This window comes from Piscibacillus salipiscarius JCM 13188, from assembly GCF_001311865.1.
In the GTDB taxonomy this organism is placed as follows: Bacteria; Bacillota; Bacilli; order Bacillales; family Alkalibacillaceae; genus Piscibacillus; species Piscibacillus salipiscarius.
Genome location: NZ_BBCD01000009.1, coordinates 46392 through 71845, shown reverse-complemented (window position 1 = coordinate 71845; position 25454 = coordinate 46392). Strand labels below are relative to the sequence as shown.

The following is a 25454-nucleotide window of genomic DNA, read 5'->3' as shown; positions in this document are numbered from 1 at the left end:
TTTTAAGCTGTTGTCGCTTTAATCGAATTCAAGTAATTTTGACCGCTTTCATTGAGCTTGACTTTTCGTCTCCAGATACCACTTTCATGCAAGTAACCTTGTCGGATAAATTTTGATAGAATGACAGATACCTTTAATGAGTCGTATTCGTTCGTTTGAATAAACGTTTTGAAGTTGTCTGTGCCTTTTTCAATTTCTTTCAAGAACATAACGTCTTCGCGAGATAGTTGAGCGACTGTGTCGTATGTTTCGTCGTGTTTAACTAGTTTTTGTCCAGCTTCTGAAATGTAGAATGTGTAGAAGCCAGGGCCTGAGTATTTTTTACGGTAAATAATTTTGTTCTGATCGAGTTTTTCTATAATTTTATTACTGACAGCTGAATCAACTCCTAACATGTCACTCACCTCTGCCATGGTGTTATAACCATTCGCAATGAGGGTTAACACTTCTAATTCTTTCTCATCTAGTTGGTAAGTAGTCGTGTGATTGCCGTTATTTTGCCAATCGGACTGCCCATAATATTTGGAGTGGTTAATAAGCTCACGATCACGGTTGCGAGTATGGTGGTAATTAATCCAACGACACCAATATGAGTATATTGAGATAGCACGAAGATATTTGTGAGTTCTAAGATGGTGAAGAGTGTTGTTAGACCAATACCGACGACAGCACCTGTAAAGGCACCTGCCATTGTGGTTCGCTTCCACCAAATTCCTAGTAAAACTAAGACAGAAGGTGGGCCAAGCCATGCGGTTGAAAAGGCGAATAGAAATAGTGGACCACCCGGGTAAAAGCAAAGTACCCAAACAAGTAGGCCTAACACCATCGTAATAATTTTAGAAGGAACAGTTAATTCTTTTGGTGTGGCATTCGGTCTGTAGTACTTTTGATAAATATCACGAGTTGCTGTACTTGATGCGCCAATTAGGGATGTTGTTGATGTTGAGATTGAAGCTGCTAAAGCACCTAGTAACGCGAAAGCGGCTATCGCAATTGGAAGTCCTTTTAAGACAACCCCAAAGGCGGACATTGGACTTACATCTCCATTAGGTGCGAACGTGTCCGCAAATGCTGTACCTGCATAAAGCCCTGATAAGGTTAAGATTAAGTATGGACCAACTGCTAAAATAATGGCTGCATAGACGAATGACTTTTTAGCTGTTGATTCACTTCTGGTTGATGATACACGTAACCAGTAATAATTGTTCCCCCCAAACAAGGAAACACGCGAATAATATAATAAACGTTAATAAACTAGGATATTGAAGTGAGAATAATGGAAGACTACCATTTGTAATTCCAGAGGTTAAATAACTTAAGTCACCTGGCCAGTTATTGCTGATGAAACTGAACCCACCGTAGTTGGTCATTAACCCGATCAACATCGCAGGGAGGGCGACAAGGCCAATACACATCTGAATAAAGTCTGTCATCGAGATTGCCCAGAAACCACCTACATAAGTGAAAATTAAAAACATGAGGAAGATGGCACTTAACGTGGCGATGAGTGACCAGCCTGTAAAGCCTGTTGTAACTAATGCCATGGATAGAACGTTGTTTGCCATAATACCTAACAACCCGAAAATACTAGATAGCGTAATAAGTATTCTAGTTTTGGAATCGAACCGCATCTCTAGCCATTCTGGTAAAGTATGAGCCCCTGATCTACGGATATATGGGGCAAAAAGCAGGCCATAGAGTGCTAGGCCACCAAATAGGTAAGCCATCCCAAAACCATAGGATCCCCAAAAGCCACTTTGAATCGCTAATCCTGGTCCGAGTGTAATAATGGTACCGGCGAACCCAATCGCCGCAACTCCGAAAATATTATTTAGAACACCAACTTCACGTCCTGCGATAAAGTAATCATTTGAACCTGACACCCATTTCTTTGTGATCCATCCACAGACGACTAAGACGATAGTAAATAGGATAAAGATAATGGAGAAAAAGCCATTAAACCCCATGTTAATCCTCCTTTATAATGGCAACAGGCCTTGCCCAACCTGCACTAGCGCCTTTGACTTTAACTGGGAAGACGGCGACATCAAATCCATAGCTCTGAGGTAATTGTTCTAAGTTTGCAAGTTTCTCAATCTGACAATACTCTTGGTCTTTTCCGACATAATGGGCTGCCCAAAGTACGTCATCTCTTGGATTGCTTTTATAGTCTTGTACTTGGAGGTTTAGTGGGATATCCCATCCCCAGCCATCAGTCCCCATTACCTTGATGCCTTGGTCAATGAGCCATCTAGTAGCATCGGCTGAAACACCAGCATGTTTAAAGGCGTAATGTTCTTCGTACAGCTTTTTATCCGCATCGGTTCTGACTAAGACGATGTCATAAGGTTGAAGCTCGTAATTCATCTCTTCTAATTTTTCTTGTAGATCCTCTGTTTGAATCTCATATCCTTCTGGTTTATCACTAAAATCGAATAGCACACCATTACCATAGAACCATTCTAGTGGCATTTCATCGATGGTTCTGGCGCGTTCGCCTTCTGAGGTTGGCCAGTAGTGCCATGGTGCATCGACGTGTGTGCCTGTGTGAGTGGTGAGTGTGACTTGCTCGTTTGCCCATGCTTTACTCTCAGGAAAGTCTGATGGCTCAAGGCCAAGAAGATTCGCAGCTTGTACAGCCCCTTCTTCGTGCTTCATGTACTCAATCTTAGGTGGCATTGGTTCTTTAACGTCATTGTCTAGTGGTGAGCTCAAGTCTATGATGCGAAAGTTTCGATCGTTCATGTGTATTCCCCTTTCAATTTAAAAAATAATGTCTTTTACTCTATTAGTATTAGACAAGCTAGGTAATCATGAATTTTTAATATACGGCGTTGACGTGCATAAACTATTACACCATGACTTCAAAGGAGAACTGCCTACAATGTATGAGATCGTTGCGATGACTCAAGGGGATGTGACGGGGGATGGGATTTCAGACACTGTGTATGTGATGGGGTTTAGGGAGTCTGATGTGTCGATTATTCGAAAGATGTCGCTGGTGATCAATGACGGAGCGACCAATCTGCTTACGAATATATATTTAGAAGAAGATATGGGTTATGACCCTGGTTTGTTTTGGGTGATTTCACCGGTGATGGCGTGAGTGATATTTTCTTAAACATACCATCTGGTGGAAGTGGGGCGACGAGCTATAATTATATTTATTCGTTTGTGAACCAACAGGCTCGTTTGCTGTTTGACTCGAATGTTTACAATGCGGAGTACTCATATACTGTGACCTACCAAGATGATTACAAGGTCGAAGTGGTCAGTGAGAAAAACCAAGCACGATACATGATTGATTTATCTTTGCGAGATTCAGAGTATTTAAATGAAATCTATTATGAGGATGGGACGTTGAAAGAGCCAATTACGGGGTGGGTGGATCCGGTTAGTGGCTTATATCCCATTGGGTATAGTTCCAGAAGTCCGGTATATTTATTATTAGCCTACCAACAAATCGCAGGAAGATATCACGCTGATTCAATAGGTTATGTCCAAAATAGACTGAAGTGGGATGGAGAGTCGTTTGTATTGGACTTTCAATATGTGGGGATTTTTGGTTCGCAAATAGATTAATGGAAAATTCTTCTGTACAAATCTTTCCATCTTCGTTATAATAATTATGATTGAATAATCAATCATTCGTAAAGGATGTGAAATAAATGCCGTTATCAGAAGAACAAAAAGTCAATATGATGAAAAGACGAGAGAAAATTATGGAAGTTGCAACGGACCTGTTCGCAACTGAAGGGTATGAGGGAACGACGATTAAAAAGGTATCGGAGGCTGCGAATATTAGTTATGGCAGTGTGTTTACATATTTTAAAGATAAAGAAGAGCTTTTTTATAAAGTAATCACTGAGCCGCTCACGGATTTATCGAATGATTTATTTAATTTTAATCCAGATGCAGATGATCCGATTACGGAACTAGAAAAGATGATTGAGAAACATATTAAGATCTTTGCGGGGATGAATACGTATTTAACGTTAGTTGTCTTGATTGTAGGGCAGCACACGCGTTTTCCTAGTGTTTTCGAAGAGTTAGATCAGTTTCATAGTCAGCTATTAGAGAGAATCAGCCAGCTTGTCGAAAATGGTCAAAACAAAGGCTTGTTAGTCGAACAAGATTCGTTTAAAGTTGCAACGTTATACACAAGTTTACTAATCGGCATTCGTTTGAATACGACTGATTCACGTTTAGTGAGCTGTGGGGGAGTTACGTTTCATCAGTCTTAAATCTTTTTGGACCTATTTACAAATAGGTTCTCTTTTTACATTACAAACGATTGATTAATCAATCATTGGTGGGGTGGAGTATGAGGTTCAAATCGTTTGATCAGACGATTCAAATTCGATTAGCTTTAATGTTTATGTCGACGCGTCCATGATGGCCGTCATGCCGTATTTAATCATCTACTTTTCTAAGCAAGTTGGAAGCTTGATCACAGGGGTCCTATTTCTCATCGTGATGATCTCGAATGTTCTTGGATCGGTTTTGGGTGGTTCATGGTCAGACAAAACAGGCCGGAAAAGGATTATTCTTTTGGCAGAGCTGATTATTTTTCTTGGGTATATGGGCGTTGCTTTTTCTAATTCGGTATGGGGAGTTTATCCTTATATCTCGTTCTTATTTTTTGTGCTTATACAGTTTAGCCACGGAATGGTGAATCCAGTGTATCAGGCACTCATTATTGATGTGAGTTCCCCGCTTGAGAGGAAGGCGATTTACACGTATTCCTATTGGCTTCGTAATATCGGAATTGCGATTGGCAGTATGGTCGGTGCCTTTTTATTCTTCCATTATTTGTTTTACTTGTTTTTAGGTGTTGCGGCGGCGACGTTACTTTCATTTTTCATTACCTTATTTTTTATAAAGGAGACTTATGTTCCAGATCAAGACTATGTGAATGAACATAAAGGTAGGCGCTTTAAACTGCTTAAATCATATACGAACATGCTAGGGCATAGAATGTTTGTGGTGTTTTCTTTCGCAAGTCTTCTGATTATTTCAGTTGAAGAGCAGTTAACCAATTACATCGGGGTGCGCCTTGCGAATGAGTTTCCTGAACCTATTCAATTTGTGCCCTTTCTTCCGCTTGAAGTTGATGGCGTTAACTTACTAGGTATTCTAAAATCAGAAAACACAATTCTCGTTGTGTGCTTGACTATGATATTGACAGGACTGTTGCGTAAACGTCATGATCAATCGGTTTTATTAGTGGGATTGGTCTTGTTTTTCATAGGATATACCGTAATTAGTATTAGTCAGTCGCCAGTCGTTTTGATCGTTGCGATGTTGTTTGCATCAATTGGGGAGATTATGTATATTCCTGTTTCTCAGGCGATGTTAGCTAATATGGTGCCGGATCATGCCCGTAGTACGTATATGGCGGTGTATTCGATTGCCATCATGATTGGCGTTAGTTCTGCGGGGATTTTTATGATTATAAGCAGCTGGGTACCGCCGATTGTTTTAACGGGATTAATAGCGTTAATGGGAGTCGTAAGCATTCATTTATTTTATCGTTTGGGTCATAATATGAGTCGTGAAGGGAATTAAGCATCATGTTTACTCTTATACCTCTATGATAGGTGAAATGAAAAGTAGGGTTTCATATTATGACTTTTGGGTCTTGTACACTTAATTTAATGGCAAAGCTATTCCTGCAAAACGGTGGGCATAAAACAATCAGTTCTAACTGACTTTAATTGCCTAAAATCGGAAAGCCCATCGCTCCTATTTTTGCTCACCAATATTCCTCCTATTTTTGAAGGTATTTTCTGAAAGTTTATCAGAGGTGAAGAGTTATGGACAATTATTAGGCCAGGCTTAAGAGTGTTATATTAATGTTTGATTTTGTTTGATAGGTTTAAAGGTTATTATTCTTTCTGCACTCATAAATTTGTGTTAGTATAATGGTCTTATAATTTTGTCTTGGGGTGATTGAATGAACAATTGTGTTATTCCAGCTCTACGCAATATGAAAGATTTTGAGAAAGTTCTTAAGACTGATCATGAATTAATTATTTTCCTTGAGACGCGATTATCTCAAGTCGAAAATATTGTTAAGTATGCTAAAAAGTATAAGAAAAAAGTTATTATGCATGCGGATTTAATTCAAGGTTTAAAAGGTGATGAATACGGTCTTGAGTATTTAGTTCATAATGTGAAGATAGATGGAATTATATCTACTAAAGCAAATGCAGTATCCTTTGCTAAAAAAAACGTAATATTATCGGGATTCAGCGGTTATTTGCGTTAGATAGTCATGCGCTCGATCACAATCTGAATGTATGTAAGAAGATACAACCGGATTATATAGAAGTTTTGCCTGGTATTGTTCCAGGTGTGATGAAGGAAATTAATGAGAAAACAGGGATTAAAGTGATCGCTGGTGGTCTGATTCGAACAGATGATGATGTTGACAACGCAGTTAAAAATGGTGCTTATGCGGTAACCACTTCTAATAGAGAGCTTTGGTAATTTATGAGATTTTAAAATACCTGGGAATTATAAAAAGTATTCATAAAATTGACAACGCTTTCAAAACAATTTATACTATTTATAAAGTTAATATTTTGTGAAGAGATTGGAGACACATTTAAATTCTTTGGGATGCCAAAGTTATTTTAATGTGTCTTTTTTAATCTTTAAACCTTAAGGTAACTGCACTAAGGAGGTGTATCTATTTAGGTTACTATTAGTTATTTGTTCTAAGATTATTAAATTTTAGGGGGAGATTAAATGAGTAAATTTAAGAAACCAAGTATATTGTTAGTCATTTCTTTATTGATTGTTTTTATTGGAAGTTTTATAGCTTATCTGTTTAATAGTTCAAACGGGGATGTAGATGTATCCCGAATTTATTTTGAAACTGAAAGAGGCGAGCTTTCTGGATTACTATATAAGCCAGATGGAGCAGACGATGAAGCTAAGCCTACACTTGTAACAACTCATGGATATTTAAACTCTGCTGAAATGCAGGATGCTCAAGCTATCGAAATGTCCAAAAGAGGTTATGTTGTTTTAGCGTTAGACCAATATGATCATGGTCATTCAACAGGAACGATGGAGAAACCTGTTCCATTCTTTTCCTTCTGGCCAAATGCTATACATGATGCTGTACAATACATGTACGAACAAGATTATGTATTAAAAGATGAAGAGGGTAACGGTATTATTGCTGTTTCTGGCCACTCTATGGGTGGTTTCTCTTCCACACATGCCGTTATGTTAGATGAAATGCAGTATGAAGAGACTGGTATACGTAAGATTTATGCGTCCTTGACCATGGGTTCAGATTATCAGTGGTTAAACGCTATGGACTATACGGATAAAGAAATCAATAGCTTTTACGGACCACGCACATCTGGAAAAGTTGCAGGGCAGTATGATGAATTTTTCTTTGATGCAAAAGCAGCTACTAGTGGAAAAACCGTTGTGAAAAAAGATTATGTTAGTACAAAAGAAGGTAAAGGGTTTTTAGGTAATCCAGAAAATCCTGAGGCCGGTAAGGTTTACGAAGTTGATGGCGGAGAAAGAATTATTTATCAGCCCAATGAAATACATCCTTGGAATCATTTCTCAAAAGAATCAACAGGTTATGCAATAGACTTCTACGATATGGCGTTTGCTGACTTTAGTGATCGGGTTCAAATCGGTGAAGATGGTCAGACGTGGATGTTTAAGGAGTATGCATCATTTATTGCTTTAATTGGCTTCTTTATGTTGTTTATTCCAGTCATCTTATTATTATCAAAGCTACCATTCTTCAGAAACATTTTTACAACGAAGCCAGCTCCATTACCTGAGCCTAAGACTGATGGTGGGAAGCTTGCTAACTATATAATTATCATTCTAGGTGCCCTATTCCCAGCACTGTTTTTCTCAGCTTTATATGGGCAAGATTTCTATGGAATGCGTTTATTAAGGCAAATCAGTATGATCACGATTTCTTTCTCTGGTCTGGCATTGATTTATTCGCTAGTGAAAAAATGTTGATAAACGTATTAAAACAGGTTCGGCTGTCATGGTAGTTTTAGGTGTAGTTCAGTACATTTTCTTAAGAAGTCAGAGTGATTTTATTAAAGTCTCTGAATTCTTTGGAGGACCTACAGTTAATCCAATTGTCTACTGGGCAATTAACGTGGCGCTAGTTATTTTAATGGTTATGGTCGCTCATCACTTTGTATCTAAGAAGCCTGAAAGTGCGACGGTTGAAAACTATGGTATCAAAGCTAGCTTCAAAACAATCATTTCTGCTTTAGTTACTGCAATAGTAGCAGTTGTGGTTGGTTATGCTGTTCTTTACTTAATCGATGCTATATTTAAAGTTGATTTCCGTTTATGGACGTTTGCAGTTAAGACTTTTGAAGGTCAACATGTCTTAGCTTTACTAAAATATGCACCACTATTCTTTATTTACTTCTTTATTGTCGGTATTTCAGTCAATGTTAATACCGCAAGTGAGAAGTATGATGGTATAAAGGGCTACATTATTGCGATTTTACACTTCATTGGAGGTTTAGTGCTATATCTTGTCTATCATTATGGATTATTATTTATGAATGGTACGGCAGGTTACTCAGGTGAATCACTATCTTCTATTCTAGTAATTGGTCTTGTACCAGTTTTATTAATCGCAGCTATCTTTAACCGTTATCTATTCAGAAAAACAGGTAATGTTTATGTTGGTGCATTCTTAAACACTATTCTTATGACGATGATTACGGTTGCAAATACTGCATTGTATACGATTTTATAATTTATTCTGGCGAAATAACTGCTCACAGCATATGACACTTGAGAAATAAGGGAGGAATTTCGATTGGAACAATATATTCTAGCACTCGACCAAGGTACCACTAGCTCAAGAGCGATCTTATTTAACAAAACGGTGAGATTGTCGACATAGCACAACAAGAATTCGAGCAGTTTTTCCCTAAGCCAGGTTGGGTAGAGCATGATGCGAATGAAATTTGGAATTCAATTACGAATTGTATGGCAGAAGTAATTCGGAAGGCAGAGATTGTTCCTTCTCAAATAGCAAGTATCGGCATTACCAATCAGAGAGAGACAACAGTCGTTTGGGACAGACGTACGGGTAATCCGATTTATAGAGCAATCGTTTGGCAATCAAGGCAAACGGAGGATATCTGTCATGACCTTAGAGAACAAGGTTATCAAGATCTTTTCAATAGAAAGACTGGGTTATTACTAGATCCATATTTTTCAGGTACTAAAGTTAAATGGATTTTAGATCATGTAGATGGAGCTCGTGAAAAAGCCGGAAATGGAGACTTACTATTTGGAACGATTGATTCTTGGCTCGTTTATAAATTGACTGGTGGAGAACAGCATGTGACAGACTACTCTAATGCTTCCAGAACGTTAATGTTTAATATTTATGATTTGGATTGGGATGACGAGTTGTTAGATATATTGTCTGTTCCTAGAAATATGTTGCCTGAAGTACGGCAGTCTTCTGAAGTATATGGGCATACGGTCGATTATCATTTCTTTGGCTATAGTGTTCCTATTTCTGGAATAGCTGGAGATCAACAAGCAGCACTATTTGGTCAGGCTTGTTTTGAAAAAGGTATGGTAAAGAACACATATGGTACAGGTTGTTTCATGTTAATGAACACGGGTGACGAAGTCGTTCAGTCTAAACATGGTTTACTAACAACATTAGCCTGGGGAATAAATGGTAAAGTTGAATATGCACTTGAAGGAAGCATTTTTGTGGCAGGTTCAGCTATTCAATGGTTGCGTGACGGTATGCGAATGATAAATCAGACATCTGATAGTGAGGGTTATGCGACGAGAATTGAATCGACAGAAGGTGTTTATTTGTTCCGGCTTTTGTGGGCTTAGGAACACCATATTGGGATAGTGATGCTAGAGGTGCTGTGTTTGGATTAACGCGAGGTACAACAAAAGAACATTTTATTCGTGCCACACTCGAATCTTTGGCTTATCAAACTAGAGATGTGATAGATGCGATGGTATCTGACTCTGGTATTGACTTGGAAACGCTTCGTGTTGATGGTGGTGCGGTTAAGAATGATTTCCTCATGCAATTTCAGAGTGATATCTTAGGTGTTCCAGTTGATCGGCCAGTTGTCAATGAAACAACGGCTTTAGGGGCAGCGTTTTTAGCTGGGCTAGCAGTCGGATACTGGAGCGAAAAAGAAGAAATTGCTAAACAATGGAAAGTTAAGCAAACGTTTAGGGAAAAGTTAGCTGAAGAACAACGTGAAATGTTGTATAACGGTTGGCGTAAAGCTGTAAATGCAACACGCGAATTTAAATAATGTTTATTAACTTTAAGCATTTTCCACAATGTGGTATACTAATGATAAGTTAATATTTTGGGACAGAGACTTTGAGAGACCACTGTAATCTATTTCTTGTTAGATAGATTTGCTTTGTGGTCTCTTTTTTTGCTTTTATAAGATTTCGAACTAGAAAGGACCGATTGTATGGAGTTTACAAACTTAAACAGATCTGCCATTAAAAATACTTTTCAAAGTGATTCTTTAGACTTACTTGTTATTGGTGGTGGTATTACAGGTGCTGGTATTGCTTTAGATGCGGCTGATCGAGGGTTAAAAGTTGGTGTTGTGGAAATGCAAGATTTTGCGGCTGGAACTTCGAGTAGATCGACTAAACTTGTTCATGGTGGTTTACGTTATTTAAAGCAATTTGAGATTGGAGTTGTAGCTGAAGTTGGAAAAGAGCGTGAAATTGTTTATGAAAACGGCCCACATGTCACTACACCAGAGTGGATGTTACTTCCGTTTTATAAAGGTGGGAATTTTGGTCCATTTACGACTAATGTTGGGTTAAAAGTCTATGATTTCCTAGCTGGTGTTAAGAAAAGTGAAAGACGAAAAATGTTAAAACCTTATGAAGTGAGTGATATGGAACCACTTTTAAAGTCTGAGGGATTGAAAGGTGGAGGTTACTATGTTGAATATAAAACTGACGATGCTCGTTTAACGTTAGAAGTTATGAAAAAGGCAGTTGAACAAGGTGCCTTAGCACTAAACTATATGAAGGTGACAGACTTAATCTATGAAGGTAATAATGTCAGTGGGGTTATCTGTGAAGACATGATAGATGGTTCTGTACAAAAAATTAAAGCAAGGAAGGTTGTAAATGCAACTGGTCCATGGGTTGATAATTTAAGAGAAATGGATGGATCTAAGAAAGGTAAAACTTTGCAATTAACGAAAGGTATTCATTTAGTGTTTGACAGTCGGCATTTTCCATTAAAACAGGCCGTTTATTTTGATTCACCAGATGGCCGAATGATATTCGCTATTCCGAGAGATGGAAAGGCTTACGTGGGAACAACCGATACAACATATCAAGGGGATATAGCTCAACCTAAAATGACAGTTGACGATTGTAATTATATTATAGAATCTATCAATCACATGTTTCCTGAGGTGAATATTTCATTTGATGATGTTGAATCAAGTTGGGCTGGTATTAGACCTTTAATTCATGAGGAAGGAAAGTCTCCTTCTGAAATATCTAGGAAAGATGAAATTTTTGAGTCGGATTCAGGATTTATTTCCATTGCTGGTGGCAAATTAACAGGTTACCGTAAAATGGCGGAGAATATTGTAGATTTAGTTACAAAACAGCTTTATGAGGAGTTTGGATTAACCTTCCCGAAATCACAAACGAAGCATATTCCAATATCTGGAGGGGATGTTAATGGTTCTAAAGGGTTTGAATCATTTTTACAAGATCGAATTAAAAAAGGAGTTGAATGTGGTTTGGATAAGTCTGTAGCTAGAAAGCTTGTCTATCGTTATGGTACGAATGTCGATGAAGTTTTTAACAATATGAAAAATACTGATACGGACTTAGATCCTGTTGTTTATGCGTGTTTAAGGTATGCTATCGACCATGAGCAGGCGTATAAACCAGTGGACTTTTTTTGTAAGACGGACCGGTGCATTATTTTTCGAAATTAATTGGGTGCTTGAACATAAAATGCAAGTATTAGCATTTATGAGAAATGAATTTAATTGGACTCAAGAGCAGACTAATATGTATCAAGAAGAGTTGGAACAATTAATTTATGAAGCCACAAATCCAGTGGCGTAATGAATCTTCGTTTGATTTCATACCTTTAGGGGGATGTTATAAATGGATGAAATTATTGATAAACGGAGGGATTCTAAATGTCTATTACAGTAAAAGAAGTGGCGCAGAAGATTTTAAACCATGAAGATGTGTTTATTTTAGACATTCGTAAAGAAGAAGATTTTAGTGATTGGGCCATTAATGGCAAGAACGTTAGTAGTGTAAACGTTCCATTTAAGAAGTTAGAACAGGATTTTGATGAGGTGAAAGATCAGTTTCCAGCAGATCAGCCGGTTTATGTAGTGTGCGCAAAAGGGATTTCGTCGCAGAAGGCGGTGGACTTTTTACATGAAAAAGGGTTAACGGAAGCAACCTATGTTGAAGGCGGCATGACGGCTTGGAGTGAACATTTAGAGCCGGTTAAAGTAGGGAACCTATCAGATGGCGGTGAGCTGTATCAGTTCATCCGAATCGGGAAAGGCTGCCTGTCATACATGGTCATCGCAAATGGTGAAGCAGCTGTCATTGATCCCGTAAGAATGACCGATACGTTCAAGTCATTTGCGGATGAGAAGAAGGTGTCGATTCAATATGTCTTTGACACCCACCTTCACGCCGATCATATTTCGGGCGGGAGAACGCTCGCAAGTGAAGCGGGTGCTGATTATTATTTTCCGTCTAAAGAGGATGAAGGCGTCTCATTTGAATATAAAGACGTTCAAGACGGAACGACGGTTAAAGTCGGTAATTCTGTTGAGATTTCGGCCTTTTATTCACCAGGCCATACGATCGGAAGCACGAGCTATATCGTTGATGAGCAGTATCTACTCACTGGCGATATCTTATTTATCGAATCGATTGGCCGCCCAGACCTTGCGGGTAAGGCAGATGCATGGGTAAGCGACCTTCGCGATACGCTTTATGAACGGTATAAGAAGCTTGCGGATGATCTGGTGGTATTACCTGCTCATTTCGGGGAAATGAAAGAGATTAATGACGATGGCACGGTTAAAGATACGATTAAAAATATTTACGAAAAGAATGATCGCCTTCAGGTTGACAGTGAAGAAGAATTTAAAAGTCTTGTGACTGATAATCTTCCGCCTCAGCCAAATAGCCATGAGGAAATTCGCAAAACGAACATGGGTCAGAAAAATCCAGAAGAAGTTGAACGCCGCGAGATGGAAGTTGGACCAAATCGTTGTGCGGTGTAAGGAGAATAATTTTGAAGCACGTGGATTCTAGTTTAGAGTCCACGTGCTTTATTTTATCTTATAAATGATTAGAAAATTATGTTAATATAAGTGTAAAGTCAAATTTATTTTAGGTCGATTAATTAGGAGGGGCTTTATGTACCAAGTTTCACTCAGGGATATTCAAGAAGATGACCTGCCGATTTTCTTTGAACATCAGAAGGATCCTGTCTCTAGTCACATGGCTGCGTTCACTTCTAAAGACCCAACGGACTGGGGTTTATTTTCGAATCACTGGAATCGTATTTTAACGGACAACAACATCATTAAGAAAAGCATTATTCACGAGAATCAGATAGTAGGTCATGTGATTAGTTTTGAGATGTTCGGTGACCGCGAAGTGACTTATTGGATTAACCGTGAGGACTGGGGAAAAGGTATAGCGACAGTTGCGCTTAAACAGTTCTTGAATTTAGATCCAACACGCCCATTATACGCCCGAGCCGCAAAAGATAATATCGGTTCTAGGCGAGTGCTTGAAAAATGTGGATTTACTATTATAGATGAAGATAGTGGATTTGCGAACGCTCGTGATATGGAAGTTGAAGAGTTTGTTTTTATATTAAAGCATCAATAAATTTACTAGGAAACACAATAATAGATTAACCAATGAAATAGGAGCGAAAATACATGAAAAACTACAGTTTGATTTCTACCACGTGCTTAGGATTATTTATTGTTTTATTCTCATTAATGATTAATAACGTTTCTTTCGGTTCATTTGGCAAGGTCGTCATCATTTCAATGTGCTTACTACCACTGTTAGGAACTATATTTGGCTTAAAAAGTAAAAAGGGTATAAGCAAATGGCTTTTAATCATTTTAAACATAAGTGCATTAATCACAATGTTATACATTCTTGTGCTTGGTTTTGGAATGGGTGAAGTATAAAAAGTAATAAATATTAATTACGTTTTAATGAGTTAGTTGAGAAGCGGAGGAGTTATGATGGTTAAAAAACCTTTTATGCTATCGCTACTTATAGGCTTGGTTGCTTTCTCTTTGACATATTTGGTGACTTATATTATTAACTCTTCCCACCCCTTTTGGGCGAGTATGTTAATAGGTCTTCTCATCTTCGAATTATGTTACTATTATTATTTCCATAAAACTAAGAAACAAGATGAATTTTAATTAACATTAGTATTTGGACATCTGAGGTGATTACATTTTGTTAAAAAGAACTAACTTAATTTACATAATAGGATTGATCTTGATAGTTTCTTTCCTTGTTAGCTGTGAAAATAGTGAAGAAGTCATTAAAAATAATTACTACCTGTCCTTATCTGGCGAAAGTAAAAATTGGGAAGTCGATTCATACGAAGTCGTAATTAAGCCGGATACGTTTAGTGCGGGCAATGGTAAGTTAACGATGAAAAATGATAAAGAAGTAACGTCACATTTTTTTTAGCATTAAAGTTCATGCGGTGATCAATGGACGTGACGAAGTTGTTCAAGGAAAGTCAGTAACTGTGACTGGTGGTGAGGAAAATATCGCTCAAACATCGATTGGAACCATTGAAGGTGGAACCTATTTTAAGGAAAATGGTGATCCCATCACGCTTAAAGATGTTAGTGACATCTACATGATTATTCAGTGGCAAGATGGCAACCAAGACATGGAAGAAAGAGTCGACTTATATAATCAAAAAGAGAAGTTTAGCTTTTAATTTTAAAGGATGTATAGCCCAATGACTCATAAACATATCAAAACGATTCAGAAACACTATCCAGAGTTACATATTGAGGATTACTACATAAATGACATCGGTCAAAATAATGATGTCTTAATTGTGAATGATTCCTTAGTATTTAGGTTTCCAAAATATCAAGACGGCATTGATCAACTACGAACCGAAACTAAAATTTTGAACTATATTAAAGACAAAGTTTTACTCGCGATCCCAAATCCAATCTATTATTCTTTTGATAAGTTAGAGCCAGGCGACGTTTTTACTGGTTATGAACTCATTGAAGGCGAACCATTGTGGAAGAGTCAATTTGAATCGATTAAGAACAGTGAACAGGTTCAGGCTCTAGCTGATAATCTCGTTTCGTTTTTAATAGAATTACATTCAATTTCAATAGGTCGAGTCAGGCAAGAGTTGAATTTAATTGTGAATAATCCTTTTGAGCAAATGAATCAATTATACGAAAAGATCCGGCTTAAATTATTTCCGTACATAAGGGATGAGGCTCAAAAGGAAATCTCTCATTCGTTTGAAACATTTCTTAAAGGCGAGAGTTTTAAGGCTGCAGACCTATCCCTTATCCATGGCGATTTCGGTGCATCTAATATTTTGTGGAACCCGGAAGTCAGTAGAATATCGGGGGTTATAGATTTTGGCGGATCTGGTTTAGGAGACCCGGCTTATGATTTCGCGGGTATACTTTCTAGCTACGGAGAAGAATTTTATCAATTGTGTCTTAAGAAATATCCAGATAGTGATCTTTTAGACAAACGAGTAAAGTTTTACAGAAGTACTTTTGCGTTGCAGGAAGCTTTGCATGGGATTGAAAATAATGATCAAGAGGCGTTTGAGAGTGGAATAAAATATTATAGATAAATTATAGGAAGCAAAATTGTCCATTTTCCGGTATATAAACATTTGATAAAAAAGTTAAAGGAGATTAATAGAATGGAAAATAAAACTACACCTATTACGTTTCATGGCATAAAAGAAATTGAAGAAAAGAAACTAGTCGGATTTCGTGTTGTCTGTAATGATATGGCAGGTTACGGAGAAAAGATTCCTAAAGCTTCAATGTTATTAGAGCAGCGTAAGGGCGAAATCAAACATCTGGTTGAACCAGTGAAATTAATAGGTGCTTTCATGGCTGCTGAGTCAACTGAGGATGAAGATGGGTACTGGGTTTGCTTCGAAGTGAATGATTTTGAAGATCTCCCAGAAGGAATGGTCAGTCTGATTGTACCAAAACAAAAGTATGCCGTATTAAATTTTAAAGGGCATGCTTCAGAGATATTTCATGTCTACTCTCATTTACATAACTGGATTGACGAAAATGGGTATCAGAGAAAGCCGAATAAGTGGACATTAGAGATCTATAACAGTTGGTCAGGCAAGGAAGATAACGTAGATTTGTGTGACCCGGTTTATTAGAATTTTGGAGGTACACTATGGATTGATTTTAAGACTTATACTGGTAATGATGATGATCATAACGATGTACATAATTGAACTAAATTATCCCATGAGGATTGATTTAAATGCGTTAGTTCTTATACTATTTACTTGGCTTTTTCTGATAGTTGAGGCCTATCATGATCTTCGTGTTAATAACCATTTTAAAGTGAAGTTAGCAATAAGTTTTGGTGTCATAACCGTGGCATTCATTTATGTTTCTTGGTCAGTCATGTACAGTTAAAAAAACGAGCCGATATTTCGAGCTCGTTTTTTTCTTGACGTTTAAATGGGAAAATTTGACGTTAAAATTCAAAAACTTGACGATAGTTTTGAAAAACTTACCGTATCTTCAATACTCAACCCGGCTTTTTCTCTTGATTCATCGCTATCACAAAAATCATTAGTATGATACGGTGCCACCCACTCCCCAGAAGAATGCCCCTGTTATAACGAGTAAAATTCCCTTTTTTCTGTTCATGATGCTTCTCCACCTTAACTAAAATCTTAGAGGTAGTTTGAGAAACCTGCAGGTAAATTTCGAAAACCTGCCGATAATTTTCGAAAACGTGCAGGTAAATCTCAAAAACATGACGATAAAACTCAAAAACCTGCAGGTAAAATTAAAAACATGACGATAAATCCCGAAAACGTTCAGGTAATTTTAAAAGTTGATATATCAATAACTTGACCAGTTACGTTTTATACTCCAGCGTCAACACGCGGTGGTCTTCCACGCAACCATTAGCTTGCATGGTTTTCCTCATAGGTAGGTTTTCGACTTCAGTTGCGCCTAGATATGTTTTGGCTTTAAAATCTGCACGCAACCTTTCAAGGCCGATGAGGTGTAAATGGTTACCGAGCCCTTTTCCACGGTGTTTGGGTGAATGCCAATCCAAAATAGTCGCCCTTCTTGATCGCGACCTGGCTCCAAATGGGGAAGGACGACTCCAATTGGTTCAGAATTGATTTTATAAACGGTGAACATGTTTGGTACTGAGATGGCAGTTCGACCATCATGCTTTTTAGGAACTTCTTTGTGACTTTCACACTTCTCCCCATCACTTCAGATAAGAATGAAATCGAATTTTCGTCAGTGGGCGACCAAATCTCGTAATCTAGTGGCGCGCTCTCCAAAGGTGTTTCTAATGAACGTTGATAGATCACTCTTTCGCCTTTCATACCCATCTGTTTGCCAACAAGTTTTAGTTGATTTAAATATTCTCTTGGGCATACTAGCAAGACTTTCTTAAACTCCGTACCTTTGATGCATGAATTCAAATGGTCGATTGTCTCATTGACTAGGTCTAACTGTGTTACGTCTTCAAGTATCTCTAAGATGATTGCTTCATTGCTGATTAAACTGTGTACACCGAGCTTTTTTAGTTGATGGAGTATGGATTGAATCATAGTTAGTCCTCACTTGTCTTAAATTAAAACTATTGTAACATGCAGATGTTTATATGTGTTTGTAATTTTTTGAAAATTGTAGTACCATTTCCTTGACTAATTTATTCCATATTATAGAAACGAAGGTCATAGAATGGTTTTATATCACTTATATAAAAAATATCCTGCCTATGGGTTGTTACAAGTTGCATCAATCATAACTATTTTAACAAACTGGGCAGCTTTTCTGGCAATGCTCGTGTTGCTTGATCGCCTTACTGAAAGTGGTCTAGCATTTGGTTCCTTATGGGCTGTGAGTGGGTTGATTCCACTTGTTTTAGGCTATTTTTCAGGTGTATGGATTGATCGGTTAAATGTTAAGCGGTTGATTGTAGCGACAGAGGTTACGGCTGCCATTGGGTTTGGATTCTTTTTAGTCATGTTTAGTACGCCAGGTGACTGGCAGTGGGTTGTGTTTTTAGTTGCGAGATTGTTCATTCTATTATCTGGTAACATCAATGGAACCTGCGTTCAAACGGTGATTCCGGATATTGTTGAAAAGGATGATTTAGTTAAGGCAAATTCGTTTAGCTTTTCGCTTAATAATGTGTTGAGGCTGACTGGGGCTTCGCTAGGCGGGGTGCTGCTAGCTGTTTCAAGTTTAGAGTTTGTGTTTCTATTAAATGTGATCACGTGCCTGGTGGCTGCGCTATTAAGCTATCAAGCGACCAAATATTTTCAGTTCCCAGAGAAGACGGCATCACGTAAAAACTATTTACTAGAGTTTAAAGAAGGAATCACTCAGATCAACGTGAATAAATGGGTACTGTCAGTGGTCGTGGCCGCGATTTTCTCAGGAATAATTATCGGGACGTTTAATCTGATGCTTCAACAGTTCACCTCTGATGTTTACCATGAAGAAGATTACATATTGAGTTATTTATATGTCGCGCATGGGGTTGTGGCATTCATCGTGGCTTATACACTTGCGAGGCGGAACTTTTTTTTAAAAATCGTGTGTATTATGGTCTGAACTATATGTTGTTCGGCTTGATTTGGATGTGTTTCGGGCTGACGTCGAACTATATTCAAGGGATGATCGTGTTAATTCTGTTTGGGATTGTTGGGGCGTTCAGTGGACCTTATGAACGAACGACAATGCAACATGAAGTGCCGGACCATATGAGAGGGCGAATCTTTGCGACTTGGCAAACGACTTACTCGTTATCGATTCAGCTAGGCGCCTTTTTATCAGGTGTCATTATTACCTTATTCGGATTACGATGGGTACCGATTATTACTGGCATGATGGAAATCTTGCTTGGGGTCTTATTGTCGTGTTGTCGATTAAAGTAGGGAAGAGGATTAATTATCAAGCGAGTTGATGAATGTGGATAAGCACAATGGATATAAATTTATTGATTTTATTTATAAAAGAAAGCGAAATGCATAACTATCATAGATTGGCAGGATCTTATGCTGTCATTAAATGTGATGGCAGATATCTATTATGTTATAACACCTTGAGAAAACAATGGGAACTGCCCGCGGGACGAAGGGAAGAGAATGAGTCGCCGAAAGATTGTGCGATTAGAGAGCTTTATGAAGAAACTGGTCAAAGCGTTTCAAGTATGACCTTTAAAGGATTATTAAAAATGATGAACGTAGCTACTAGAGAAGTTAAGTATAATCCCATTTATTTTACTACTCTTGATCAACTTCAACCATTTCAGGTAAATAAAGAAACATCTGAGATCTATTTGTGGGATTTAAAGAGTCAAGTTGGGTACATAGATGAGGTTGATATCAAGATATTTGATTATTTATAAATGTAGAAAGGATTTGAATATGGAATTTACATATATTATTTGGATTGCGCTATGCACTTTAGGGGTTATTTCCGGTATTTATATTATTGTCCAAGAAAAAGGAAGGGTGCTAAAGTTTCCAGAGTGAAAAGAGACCTACAAGCTTCAATCTTCTTTACTGTTGTCATGTTTTTGACTGCGGCTGTGGCTTATGTAGGAACAGATATTACATCAGTATCTTTAATTCCATTCGTCTTCTTTATCATGGGGTTATTTATGATTATTATAAACTTATGGAAAAGGCGTAAAACAAAGGCGGAATATCTATGACAAATTGGGCTTCTCAAGCATTCACAACTGAAGATCGGCTTAGAGTTGCGAATCAAATACTAGATGTCTTAAAAGAAAAGTATAAAGAGTCATTAATCGCAGTTGCGATTGAAGGGTCGACGGCTAAAGGGTTAGATGCACCTGAGTCAGACCTTGAGCTGAGAGTTCTGTTAGATACAAAATATGATTATCACTGGATCTAGATGAAATCAATCTTGCCGTTGGTGCTCTTTGGCAGTCTTTAGTGAGTTGGGCGCACCGTGAGTATGGAATTGATCTAAATGATGATGGTCTGTTAATGGTATAAGAAAATATTCACGTTTTCATTTTCGTCTATGGTGGCAAGTAAAATATCTTTTAGCTGTACATTGCCGTAAGTTGTGTTGATTTTGTTTAATAACCAGGTTTGATCTTTTCCGAATTTATTTAGCTCATTATAGTCAATTTCTTTTTCTCGAATGACGGTTCTTGGCATTTGGAATGGCTGAATAGGTGTATTAAGAGTCGTTGGTGTTAAGGGTTGGTAACCAGATTTTAAGAAAACAGAGACTTCTCCGCTTGGTTCCCAAATAGCGAGTGCCACTTTGTTAATGTCTTCGGTTTGCTTTTTACGTAGCTCAGACAGTAAAACATCCAAAGAAATGCGGGCTTTTCTTATGTTTTATATATAATTTGACCATTCTCGATGACTGGTAGCGGATCTGGGATAAACAGTTTTCTTGTTTTATGCGAACGTAAACTAAATAGAATGCCAATTAAGTAAAGGACTAGGATGGACCCCATGGTAATCATTGAACCTTTTAATCCTAGGCCTTCATCTGATAAGGGGTGGGCGATAATGTTTCCGATTAATAAGACAATGACGAAATCAAGCAGGCCAACCTGCGAGAGTGATCGCTGACCCATGAGTTTGGCTACGACGATAAAGAACGTAAAGCCTACGAGTGCACGGAGTAACCATTGAACAAATGTCAGAGATTCTTGTGAACTGAAAAATTCCATCTTTTCGTCACCCTTGCCATAAATTTACTCGCTTAGTTTGACCATAATTGTTGTTAATATGTTTTGGTTGGAATAAAAGATAGAGGGATATTTAAGGGAGATGCTTGAAAAGAACCAAGATGAATAAATTGTGGTGGTTAAACCAAAAGGAGTCTTGTTCAAAAAGAATCTGTTGCAAGAAGAATTAAAGGGAGGAACTTTCAATGCTGTTTAATGGAGTAAGAGTTCGTCTACGAAAAAATGTCCAGTGATGATGTTTCTACTTACCATGAGTGGAGAAACGATTTAGAGGTTATGCATTTCACAAACTCCACATTAGATGTTTATACGTATGCAGACACTGAGAATTTATTTGAACAAATAACTGAATCCAATAACTCAAAAATATATATAATAGAAGAAGTTGAAGGTAATAAACCAATTGGAGTCACGTCACTTATTAATATTGATTATGTAAACCGTAACGCTGAATGTAATATAAGCCTCGGGGATAAAAATTACTGGGGTAAAGGTTTAGGGCAGGAAGCTTTTCGGCTATTATTGAATTTTGCATTCAAAGAATTGAACTTACACAAAGTGTATTTAAGGGTTTTTTCTTACAATAAAGGGGCAATTAAGTTATATCAAAAACTTGGTTTTTATGAAGAAGGAGAATTAAAAGAACATTTTTATCGGGATGGTTCTTGGCATAATGTCATTTTCATGGGCCTATTTAAAAGAAATTATAAACAGTGAGAAGTCTATTTTTTTCAACGTAATTCACCCTCAAGTTTTATTAAGTAATTATAGCTCAAATAACATTCCCAACTTGTATTTATTTGTTAATTAATGGCTATCCTTTTAAGGATGAAAAACTGAAAGGATGGTTGACATGACTAAAGAAAATAAAAATTTATTTGTAGCGGGCTTTATTTTGGGTTTAGGAATTTTAGGTGCGATTGATGGCGTTGTGTTCCACCAACTACTTCAGTGGCACCATATGATATTAAGTCCTAATATCAAGGTAGAAATTTTTTACAGACGGATTGTTTACGGCTGCTTTTTCGGCGCTGATGGTTTGGGGTGCGATTAAAATTTTTCGTGATGCGAGGAAGCATGAGCTGGGTCATAACGGGAATATATTTTTGAGTGGAATTTTGATTGGTGGCGGTGTGTTTAATCTAGTTGAAGGAATTATTGATCATCACATTTTGCAGTTACATAGAGTTAGACCAATGGCGGAAAATCCACTTATGTATGACTTAGCTTTTTTAGCTTCTGGTGTCATACTTATTTTAATTGGTTATTGGCTGAAAAATCAGGGGCAGAAGGCGCATGACTAAGAAAGATGTACTTATCATTTTTGTGCTTTTGCTGGCTTTTTATTTTTTATGTGAATCAAAATCCTCATGTTGGTGTATTAAGTGGGGATGAAATGGCGATGCATCATCTTGATATGGTGTATGAGGGATCGTATGAGGTTCCGGATGGGTTGAAGGTTGCTGAGAATCCGACTTATCCTATTGGGAGTCAGGCATTGAGTCGGGCTGATCATATGGATGGGATGATGGATGGGGTTGAAGTAACCATTGTTGGGACGTATGAGACAATTGCTTACGCGACGACCTATACGTCAACGAACACTGGTATGCGGGTGGAAGAGCATAAGTGGGTGGTGCATGAGGAGCTCGTGGATGTTTCGGCTGGCGCTTTGAAGGACGGCGCGGAAGTTTTTAACTCGTGCGCAGCATATGAAAGGGATGAACGATGCGGTACATACAATCGATTATTCCACGCCGACGACGGTTTACATGGTCGATTTTGAACTCCCTAATGGTACGAAGGTGACGAATCATAAGTGGGTTGTCGAGGAAGAACTGGAACCATTATATTAGAACACGTACATAAGACCTCGTTTTCTAAAGTTTGTTCGTTTTTTTAGAAAATGGGGTTTTATTTTTGGTCGAATTAATATATAATCACAATCATACACGAACAACTTAATAAATTAACGCTTGTATAATAGTGGGAATATGGCCCACGAGTTTCTACCAAGTTACCGTAAATGACTTGACTACAAGCGATTTTCATTATACGAACATACAAGTCTCTAGTCTTGTATGGTGTCTTGCATACTTTTTATTAAGACAAGTCGAATGTGATGAATCGCTTATAGTCATGGGTGATTCTTGGCATTCGGCTTTTTTTATATTTAAGGGAGGCATTGACATGGAACAACTACGGAAAGCAATTGAGGAGAGAGGGTCTGTGTTATCAGATCGCGTGATTAAAGTGGATGAATTTTTGAACCATCAGATTGATACGGACTTGATGGTGGAGATTGGTCGTGAGTTTATTAAACGGTTTCAAGATGCTGGCATCACGAAGGTGTTAACGATTGAAACATCAGGCATTGCGCCGAGCTTTATGGCTGCTCATGAGCTTGGGGTGCCGCTCGTGTTTGCCCGTAAGAAAAAGTCATTAACGATGAGGGACCATCTTTACACGAGTCAAGTTTACTCGTATACGAAAGAGGAGACGAACCAGATTACGGTGTCGAAGGATTTTCTGAAGTCGGATGATCGAGTTCTCATTATAGATGATATTTTAGCAAACGGGGAGGCCGCGCTTGGGTTGGTGGACGTGATTGAACAGTCCAAAGCGAGCATTGTCGGGATTGGGTTTGTGATCGAGAAGTCGTTCCAGGACGGGCGACAGAAGATTGAAGAGACGGGTTATCAAGTGGAGTCTTTAGCACGTATTCAATCACTTGAAGGCTCGAGCGTGACATTTTTAGATGAAATAAAAGAGGAGGTTTAAGCTATGAATCAAACGGTTAACTATCCATGGTTTAAAAAAGAAGATACGGATGCGTTTTTCGCGCTTTTTCAAAATAACCTCGCGAACTTCGTGATCATTGCGGTGACAATGCTCGGAATGGGATTTCCGGCTAGTATTGTGTTTGGAAAAGTGATTCCAGGTGCGGCGGTGGCTGTGATGGTTGGGAATTTATATTATGCGTATATGGCGAATCGTTTGGCGAAAAAAGAGGGCCGAACCGATGTCACTGCGATGTCTTATGGGATTAGCACACCTGTAATGTTTGTGTTTTTATTTGGTGTGACGGCACCAGCGCTTGCGCTAACAAATGATCCTGAGCTTGCGTGGAAAGTAGCAGTGGCGGCTGCGTTTTTTAAGTGGACTTATTGAGGCTTTAGTGAGTTTTACAGGTAACTGGGTGCGTAAACAGATTCCAAGAGCGGCGATGCTTGGGGCTTTAGCGGGTGTTGCGCTAACGTTTATTGCAGGGGAAATGTTGTTTAATACGTTCTCGATTCCTGTGGTTGGGCTGGTGACGCTTGTCATTATCATTATTGGCGTGATTGGCAAGATTGCGATGCCATTTAATATTCCGCCAACGTTATTTGCGATCGTGATTGGAACGGTGTTGGCGTTAACACTTGGGTATCAATCGGCGGATAAAGTATCTGAAGGTCTTTCGAATGTTGGGTTTTACCCTATTTTACCTAGCTTAGCCGCATTTGATGGAATGAGTTTGTTGTTCACGGCATTAGTTGGCTTGTTAGCAGTGATTTTGCCGATAACGTTATACAATGCGATTGAAACGATGAACAATGTGGATGCCATGGCGGCAGCGGGTGATTCGTATGATGTACGAGAATGTCAGGCTGTTGATGGCGTTGGTACGATGTTAGGTGCTGTTTTTGGCGGATTGTTTCCAACGACGATTTATATTGCAACGGTTGCGTCTAAAGAAATGGGAGCTGGACGTGGATATAGTATTTTAAATGCAGTCGTGTTCGGACTTGCAGCTGTGACAGGTGTAATTGCGGCGTTGTCTGCTATTATCCCAATTGCCGCGGTTGCACCAATTCTAGTATTTGTTGGTCTATCAATGGTCGGGACGGCGTTTCAATCGAATGAGCAAAATATTTTCCAGCAGTGGCAATTGCGATGCTTCCGTATTTTGCGAATTATGTAATGACGCGTTTTTAACAATAGTGCTGGCGAGACGGTTGCGGGCATCTCAGAAGGTATCGTGCCGCTAGGGCAAGGTGCGATGTTTACCGCGATTATCTTAGGTGCGATCACGGTGTTTGTGATTGATCGTGAGTTTGTGAAGGCTGGGTTGTTTTCGTTGGTCGCTGCGGGGCTATCTTTTGCAGGCTTCATGCACGCACCTGAGCTAGCTCTCAATGCAGCTCCTCAGTATTCACTCGGTTACTTAATCGTTGCGGGGATGTTTGTGTACTGTGCTTTTCAGGAAGCAAGTGTGAAGGTGACGAAGAGAGAAACCGTTAAGCAAAGTGTCGCTTCATAAAGGAACTCCACGCTCGGGCCGTGGAGTTTTTACTTTTAGGAGAGGCAATGTACCATGTATTTTGTTCAATGTCTCATAAACCGGGTAGCATGAC

31 protein-coding genes, 5 pseudogenes and 1 riboswitch are annotated in these 25454 nt (G+C 38.4%); of the genes and pseudogenes, 28 read left to right on the top strand and 8 right to left on the bottom strand.

Annotation, left to right across the window (positions count from 1 at the left end; translation table 11 throughout):
- Window positions 1–2: 2 nt before the first annotated feature.
- Genes JCM13188_RS08050 through JCM13188_RS08035 form a run of 4 tightly spaced genes read right to left on the bottom strand, consistent with a single transcriptional unit; the run spans window position 3 to window position 2745 of the window.
- The gene (locus JCM13188_RS08050; protein ID WP_054753335.1) at window positions 3–446 is read right to left on the bottom strand and encodes a hypothetical protein; all 444 of its coding nucleotides are present in this window, start codon (window positions 444–446) and stop codon (window positions 3–5) included.
- 17 nt (window positions 447–463) lie between these two features.
- The gene (locus JCM13188_RS08045) at window positions 464–1219 is read right to left on the bottom strand and encodes a sodium:solute symporter family transporter (protein WP_054753332.1); all 756 of its coding nucleotides are present in this window, start codon (window positions 1217–1219) and stop codon (window positions 464–466) included.
- On the bottom strand, window positions 1167–1967 hold the full coding sequence (locus JCM13188_RS08040) for a sodium:solute symporter family transporter (RefSeq protein WP_054753331.1): 801 nt from the start codon (window positions 1965–1967) through the stop codon (window positions 1167–1169). Before JCM13188_RS08040 ends, JCM13188_RS08045 begins: the two co-directional genes overlap by 53 nt.
- 1 nt (window position 1968) lies before the next feature.
- Window positions 1969–2745: a cyclase family protein gene (locus tag JCM13188_RS08035; protein ID WP_054753329.1), complete on the bottom strand. Its 777-nt coding sequence runs from the start codon at window positions 2743–2745 to the stop codon at window positions 1969–1971.
- A gap of 28 nt (window positions 2746–2773) precedes the next feature.
- On the opposite strand from JCM13188_RS08035, the gene JCM13188_RS18510 reads away from it, so the two are divergent.
- From JCM13188_RS18510 to JCM13188_RS07960, 16 genes and pseudogenes are all read left to right on the top strand, one after another.
- A complete protein-coding gene (locus JCM13188_RS18510) occupies window positions 2774–3106 on the top strand; it encodes a hypothetical protein (protein WP_279401570.1) in 333 nt (110 codons plus the stop codon).
- A complete protein-coding gene (locus JCM13188_RS08030) occupies window positions 3079–3582 on the top strand; it encodes a YybI family spore inner coat protein (protein ID WP_279401569.1) in 504 nt (167 codons plus the stop codon). The genes JCM13188_RS18510 and JCM13188_RS08030 overlap by 28 nt, the downstream gene beginning before the upstream one ends.
- A gap of 86 nt (window positions 3583–3668) precedes the next feature.
- Window positions 3669–4244 (top strand): TetR/AcrR family transcriptional regulator, encoded by a 576-nt coding sequence (locus JCM13188_RS08025; RefSeq protein ID WP_279401568.1) that lies wholly within the window; start codon window positions 3669–3671, stop codon window positions 4242–4244.
- Window positions 4245–4404: 160 nt separating this feature from the next.
- Entirely contained in the window at window positions 4405–5568 is a 1164-nt protein-coding gene (locus tag JCM13188_RS08020) for an MFS transporter (protein ID WP_279401567.1), read from the top strand.
- A gap of 388 nt (window positions 5569–5956) precedes the next feature.
- Window positions 5957–6492: pseudogene (locus JCM13188_RS08015) on the top strand (glycerol-3-phosphate responsive antiterminator).
- 261 nt (window positions 6493–6753) lie between these two features.
- The gene (locus tag JCM13188_RS18505) at window positions 6754–8010 is read left to right on the top strand and encodes an alpha/beta fold hydrolase (protein WP_279401566.1); all 1257 of its coding nucleotides are present in this window, start codon (window positions 6754–6756) and stop codon (window positions 8008–8010) included.
- Between the two features lie 28 nt (window positions 8011–8038).
- The gene (locus JCM13188_RS18500) at window positions 8039–8773 is read left to right on the top strand and encodes a hypothetical protein (RefSeq protein WP_279401565.1); all 735 of its coding nucleotides are present in this window, start codon (window positions 8039–8041) and stop codon (window positions 8771–8773) included.
- A gap of 63 nt (window positions 8774–8836) precedes the next feature.
- Window positions 8837–10325, top strand: a pseudogene (gene glpK, locus JCM13188_RS08005) (glycerol kinase GlpK).
- 168 nt (window positions 10326–10493) lie between these two features.
- Window positions 10494–12135 (top strand): annotated as a pseudogene (locus tag JCM13188_RS08000) (glycerol-3-phosphate dehydrogenase/oxidase).
- 77 nt (window positions 12136–12212) lie between these two features.
- Window positions 12213–13328, top strand: a complete 1116-nt coding sequence (locus JCM13188_RS07995; RefSeq protein ID WP_054753327.1) for an MBL fold metallo-hydrolase — start codon at window positions 12213–12215, stop codon at window positions 13326–13328.
- Between the two features lie 136 nt (window positions 13329–13464).
- Entirely contained in the window at window positions 13465–13944 is a 480-nt protein-coding gene (locus JCM13188_RS07990) for a GNAT family N-acetyltransferase (RefSeq protein ID WP_054753325.1), read from the top strand.
- 53 nt (window positions 13945–13997) lie between these two features.
- The gene (locus tag JCM13188_RS07985) at window positions 13998–14258 is read left to right on the top strand and encodes a hypothetical protein (protein WP_054753323.1); all 261 of its coding nucleotides are present in this window, start codon (window positions 13998–14000) and stop codon (window positions 14256–14258) included.
- Window positions 14259–14580: 322 nt separating this feature from the next.
- Window positions 14581–14778 carry a hypothetical protein gene (locus tag JCM13188_RS07975; RefSeq protein WP_279401564.1) on the top strand — a complete coding sequence of 66 codons (198 nt, stop codon included), beginning with the start codon at window positions 14581–14583 and terminating at the stop codon, window positions 14776–14778.
- 16 nt (window positions 14779–14794) lie between these two features.
- The gene (locus JCM13188_RS07970) at window positions 14795–15037 is read left to right on the top strand and encodes a hypothetical protein (RefSeq protein WP_054753316.1); all 243 of its coding nucleotides are present in this window, start codon (window positions 14795–14797) and stop codon (window positions 15035–15037) included.
- A 21-nt stretch (window positions 15038–15058) separates the two neighbouring features.
- Window positions 15059–15934, top strand: coding sequence for a phosphotransferase family protein (locus JCM13188_RS07965; RefSeq protein ID WP_054753314.1), 876 nt, complete (start codon window positions 15059–15061; stop codon window positions 15932–15934).
- A 72-nt stretch (window positions 15935–16006) separates the two neighbouring features.
- Window positions 16007–16489, top strand: a complete 483-nt coding sequence (locus JCM13188_RS07960) for a GyrI-like domain-containing protein (protein ID WP_054753312.1) — start codon at window positions 16007–16009, stop codon at window positions 16487–16489.
- A 716-nt stretch (window positions 16490–17205) separates the two neighbouring features.
- Here JCM13188_RS07960 and JCM13188_RS18495 read toward each other — a convergent pair.
- Together JCM13188_RS18495 and JCM13188_RS07950 are read right to left on the bottom strand one after the other, a co-directional pair.
- Complete coding sequence (locus JCM13188_RS18495; protein WP_279401563.1) at window positions 17206–17409, bottom strand: hypothetical protein; 204 nt, start codon at window positions 17407–17409, stop codon at window positions 17206–17208.
- Entirely contained in the window at window positions 17366–17920 is a 555-nt protein-coding gene (locus JCM13188_RS07950) for a hypothetical protein (protein ID WP_054753309.1), read from the bottom strand. The genes JCM13188_RS18495 and JCM13188_RS07950 overlap by 44 nt, the downstream gene beginning before the upstream one ends.
- A gap of 133 nt (window positions 17921–18053) precedes the next feature.
- Here JCM13188_RS07950 and JCM13188_RS07945 point away from each other — a divergent pair, with 133 nt between their 5' ends.
- From JCM13188_RS07945 to JCM13188_RS07925, 5 genes are all read left to right on the top strand, one after another.
- Window positions 18054–18932: an MFS transporter gene (locus JCM13188_RS07945; protein WP_054753307.1), complete on the top strand. Its 879-nt coding sequence runs from the start codon at window positions 18054–18056 to the stop codon at window positions 18930–18932.
- A gap of 5 nt (window positions 18933–18937) precedes the next feature.
- The gene (locus JCM13188_RS07940; RefSeq protein ID WP_279401562.1) at window positions 18938–19255 is read left to right on the top strand and encodes an MFS transporter; all 318 of its coding nucleotides are present in this window, start codon (window positions 18938–18940) and stop codon (window positions 19253–19255) included.
- A gap of 47 nt (window positions 19256–19302) precedes the next feature.
- Window positions 19303–19728 carry an NUDIX domain-containing protein gene (locus tag JCM13188_RS07935; RefSeq protein ID WP_279401561.1) on the top strand — a complete coding sequence of 142 codons (426 nt, stop codon included), beginning with the start codon at window positions 19303–19305 and terminating at the stop codon, window positions 19726–19728.
- A 123-nt stretch (window positions 19729–19851) separates the two neighbouring features.
- Entirely contained in the window at window positions 19852–20037 is a 186-nt protein-coding gene (locus JCM13188_RS07930; RefSeq protein ID WP_054753302.1) for a hypothetical protein, read from the top strand.
- Window positions 20034–20240 (top strand): hypothetical protein, encoded by a 207-nt coding sequence (locus JCM13188_RS07925; RefSeq protein ID WP_054753300.1) that lies wholly within the window; start codon window positions 20034–20036, stop codon window positions 20238–20240. Before JCM13188_RS07930 ends, JCM13188_RS07925 begins: the two co-directional genes overlap by 4 nt.
- Before the next feature lie 92 nt (window positions 20241–20332).
- Here JCM13188_RS07925 and JCM13188_RS18490 read toward each other — a convergent pair whose 3' ends face one another.
- Complete coding sequence (locus JCM13188_RS18490) at window positions 20333–20674, bottom strand: YetF domain-containing protein (protein ID WP_279401560.1); 342 nt, start codon at window positions 20672–20674, stop codon at window positions 20333–20335.
- 17 nt (window positions 20675–20691) lie between these two features.
- Complete coding sequence (locus tag JCM13188_RS18485; protein WP_279401559.1) at window positions 20692–21039, bottom strand: DUF421 domain-containing protein; 348 nt, start codon at window positions 21037–21039, stop codon at window positions 20692–20694.
- Window positions 21040–21245: 206 nt separating this feature from the next.
- On the opposite strand from JCM13188_RS18485, the pseudogene JCM13188_RS07915 reads away from it, so the two are divergent.
- The 7 genes and pseudogenes from JCM13188_RS07915 (at window position 21246) to JCM13188_RS07890 (ending at window position 25360) form a co-directional block, all read left to right on the top strand.
- Window positions 21246–21774 (top strand): annotated as a pseudogene (locus JCM13188_RS07915) (GNAT family N-acetyltransferase).
- A gap of 136 nt (window positions 21775–21910) precedes the next feature.
- Window positions 21911–22111, top strand: coding sequence for a DUF2243 domain-containing protein (locus JCM13188_RS07910; protein WP_279401557.1), 201 nt, complete (start codon window positions 21911–21913; stop codon window positions 22109–22111).
- Window positions 22092–22361, top strand: coding sequence for a DUF2243 domain-containing protein (locus JCM13188_RS07905; RefSeq protein ID WP_054753296.1), 270 nt, complete (start codon window positions 22092–22094; stop codon window positions 22359–22361). The genes JCM13188_RS07910 and JCM13188_RS07905 overlap by 20 nt, the downstream gene beginning before the upstream one ends.
- Before the next feature lie 5 nt (window positions 22362–22366).
- Complete coding sequence (locus tag JCM13188_RS07900) at window positions 22367–22843, top strand: YdhK family protein (protein WP_054753294.1); 477 nt, start codon at window positions 22367–22369, stop codon at window positions 22841–22843.
- Window positions 22779–22913 (top strand): DUF1541 domain-containing protein, encoded by a 135-nt coding sequence (locus JCM13188_RS20710; protein WP_369404896.1) that lies wholly within the window; start codon window positions 22779–22781, stop codon window positions 22911–22913. The genes JCM13188_RS07900 and JCM13188_RS20710 overlap by 65 nt, the downstream gene beginning before the upstream one ends.
- Before the next feature lie 100 nt (window positions 22914–23013).
- Window positions 23014–23115: riboswitch (purine riboswitch) on the top strand.
- A gap of 132 nt (window positions 23116–23247) precedes the next feature.
- Window positions 23248–23838 (top strand): xanthine phosphoribosyltransferase, encoded by a 591-nt coding sequence (locus JCM13188_RS07895; RefSeq protein ID WP_054753293.1) that lies wholly within the window; start codon window positions 23248–23250, stop codon window positions 23836–23838.
- Between the two features lie 3 nt (window positions 23839–23841).
- Window positions 23842–25360 (top strand): annotated as a pseudogene (locus tag JCM13188_RS07890) (NCS2 family permease).
- The last annotated feature ends 94 nt before the right edge of the window (window positions 25361–25454 follow it).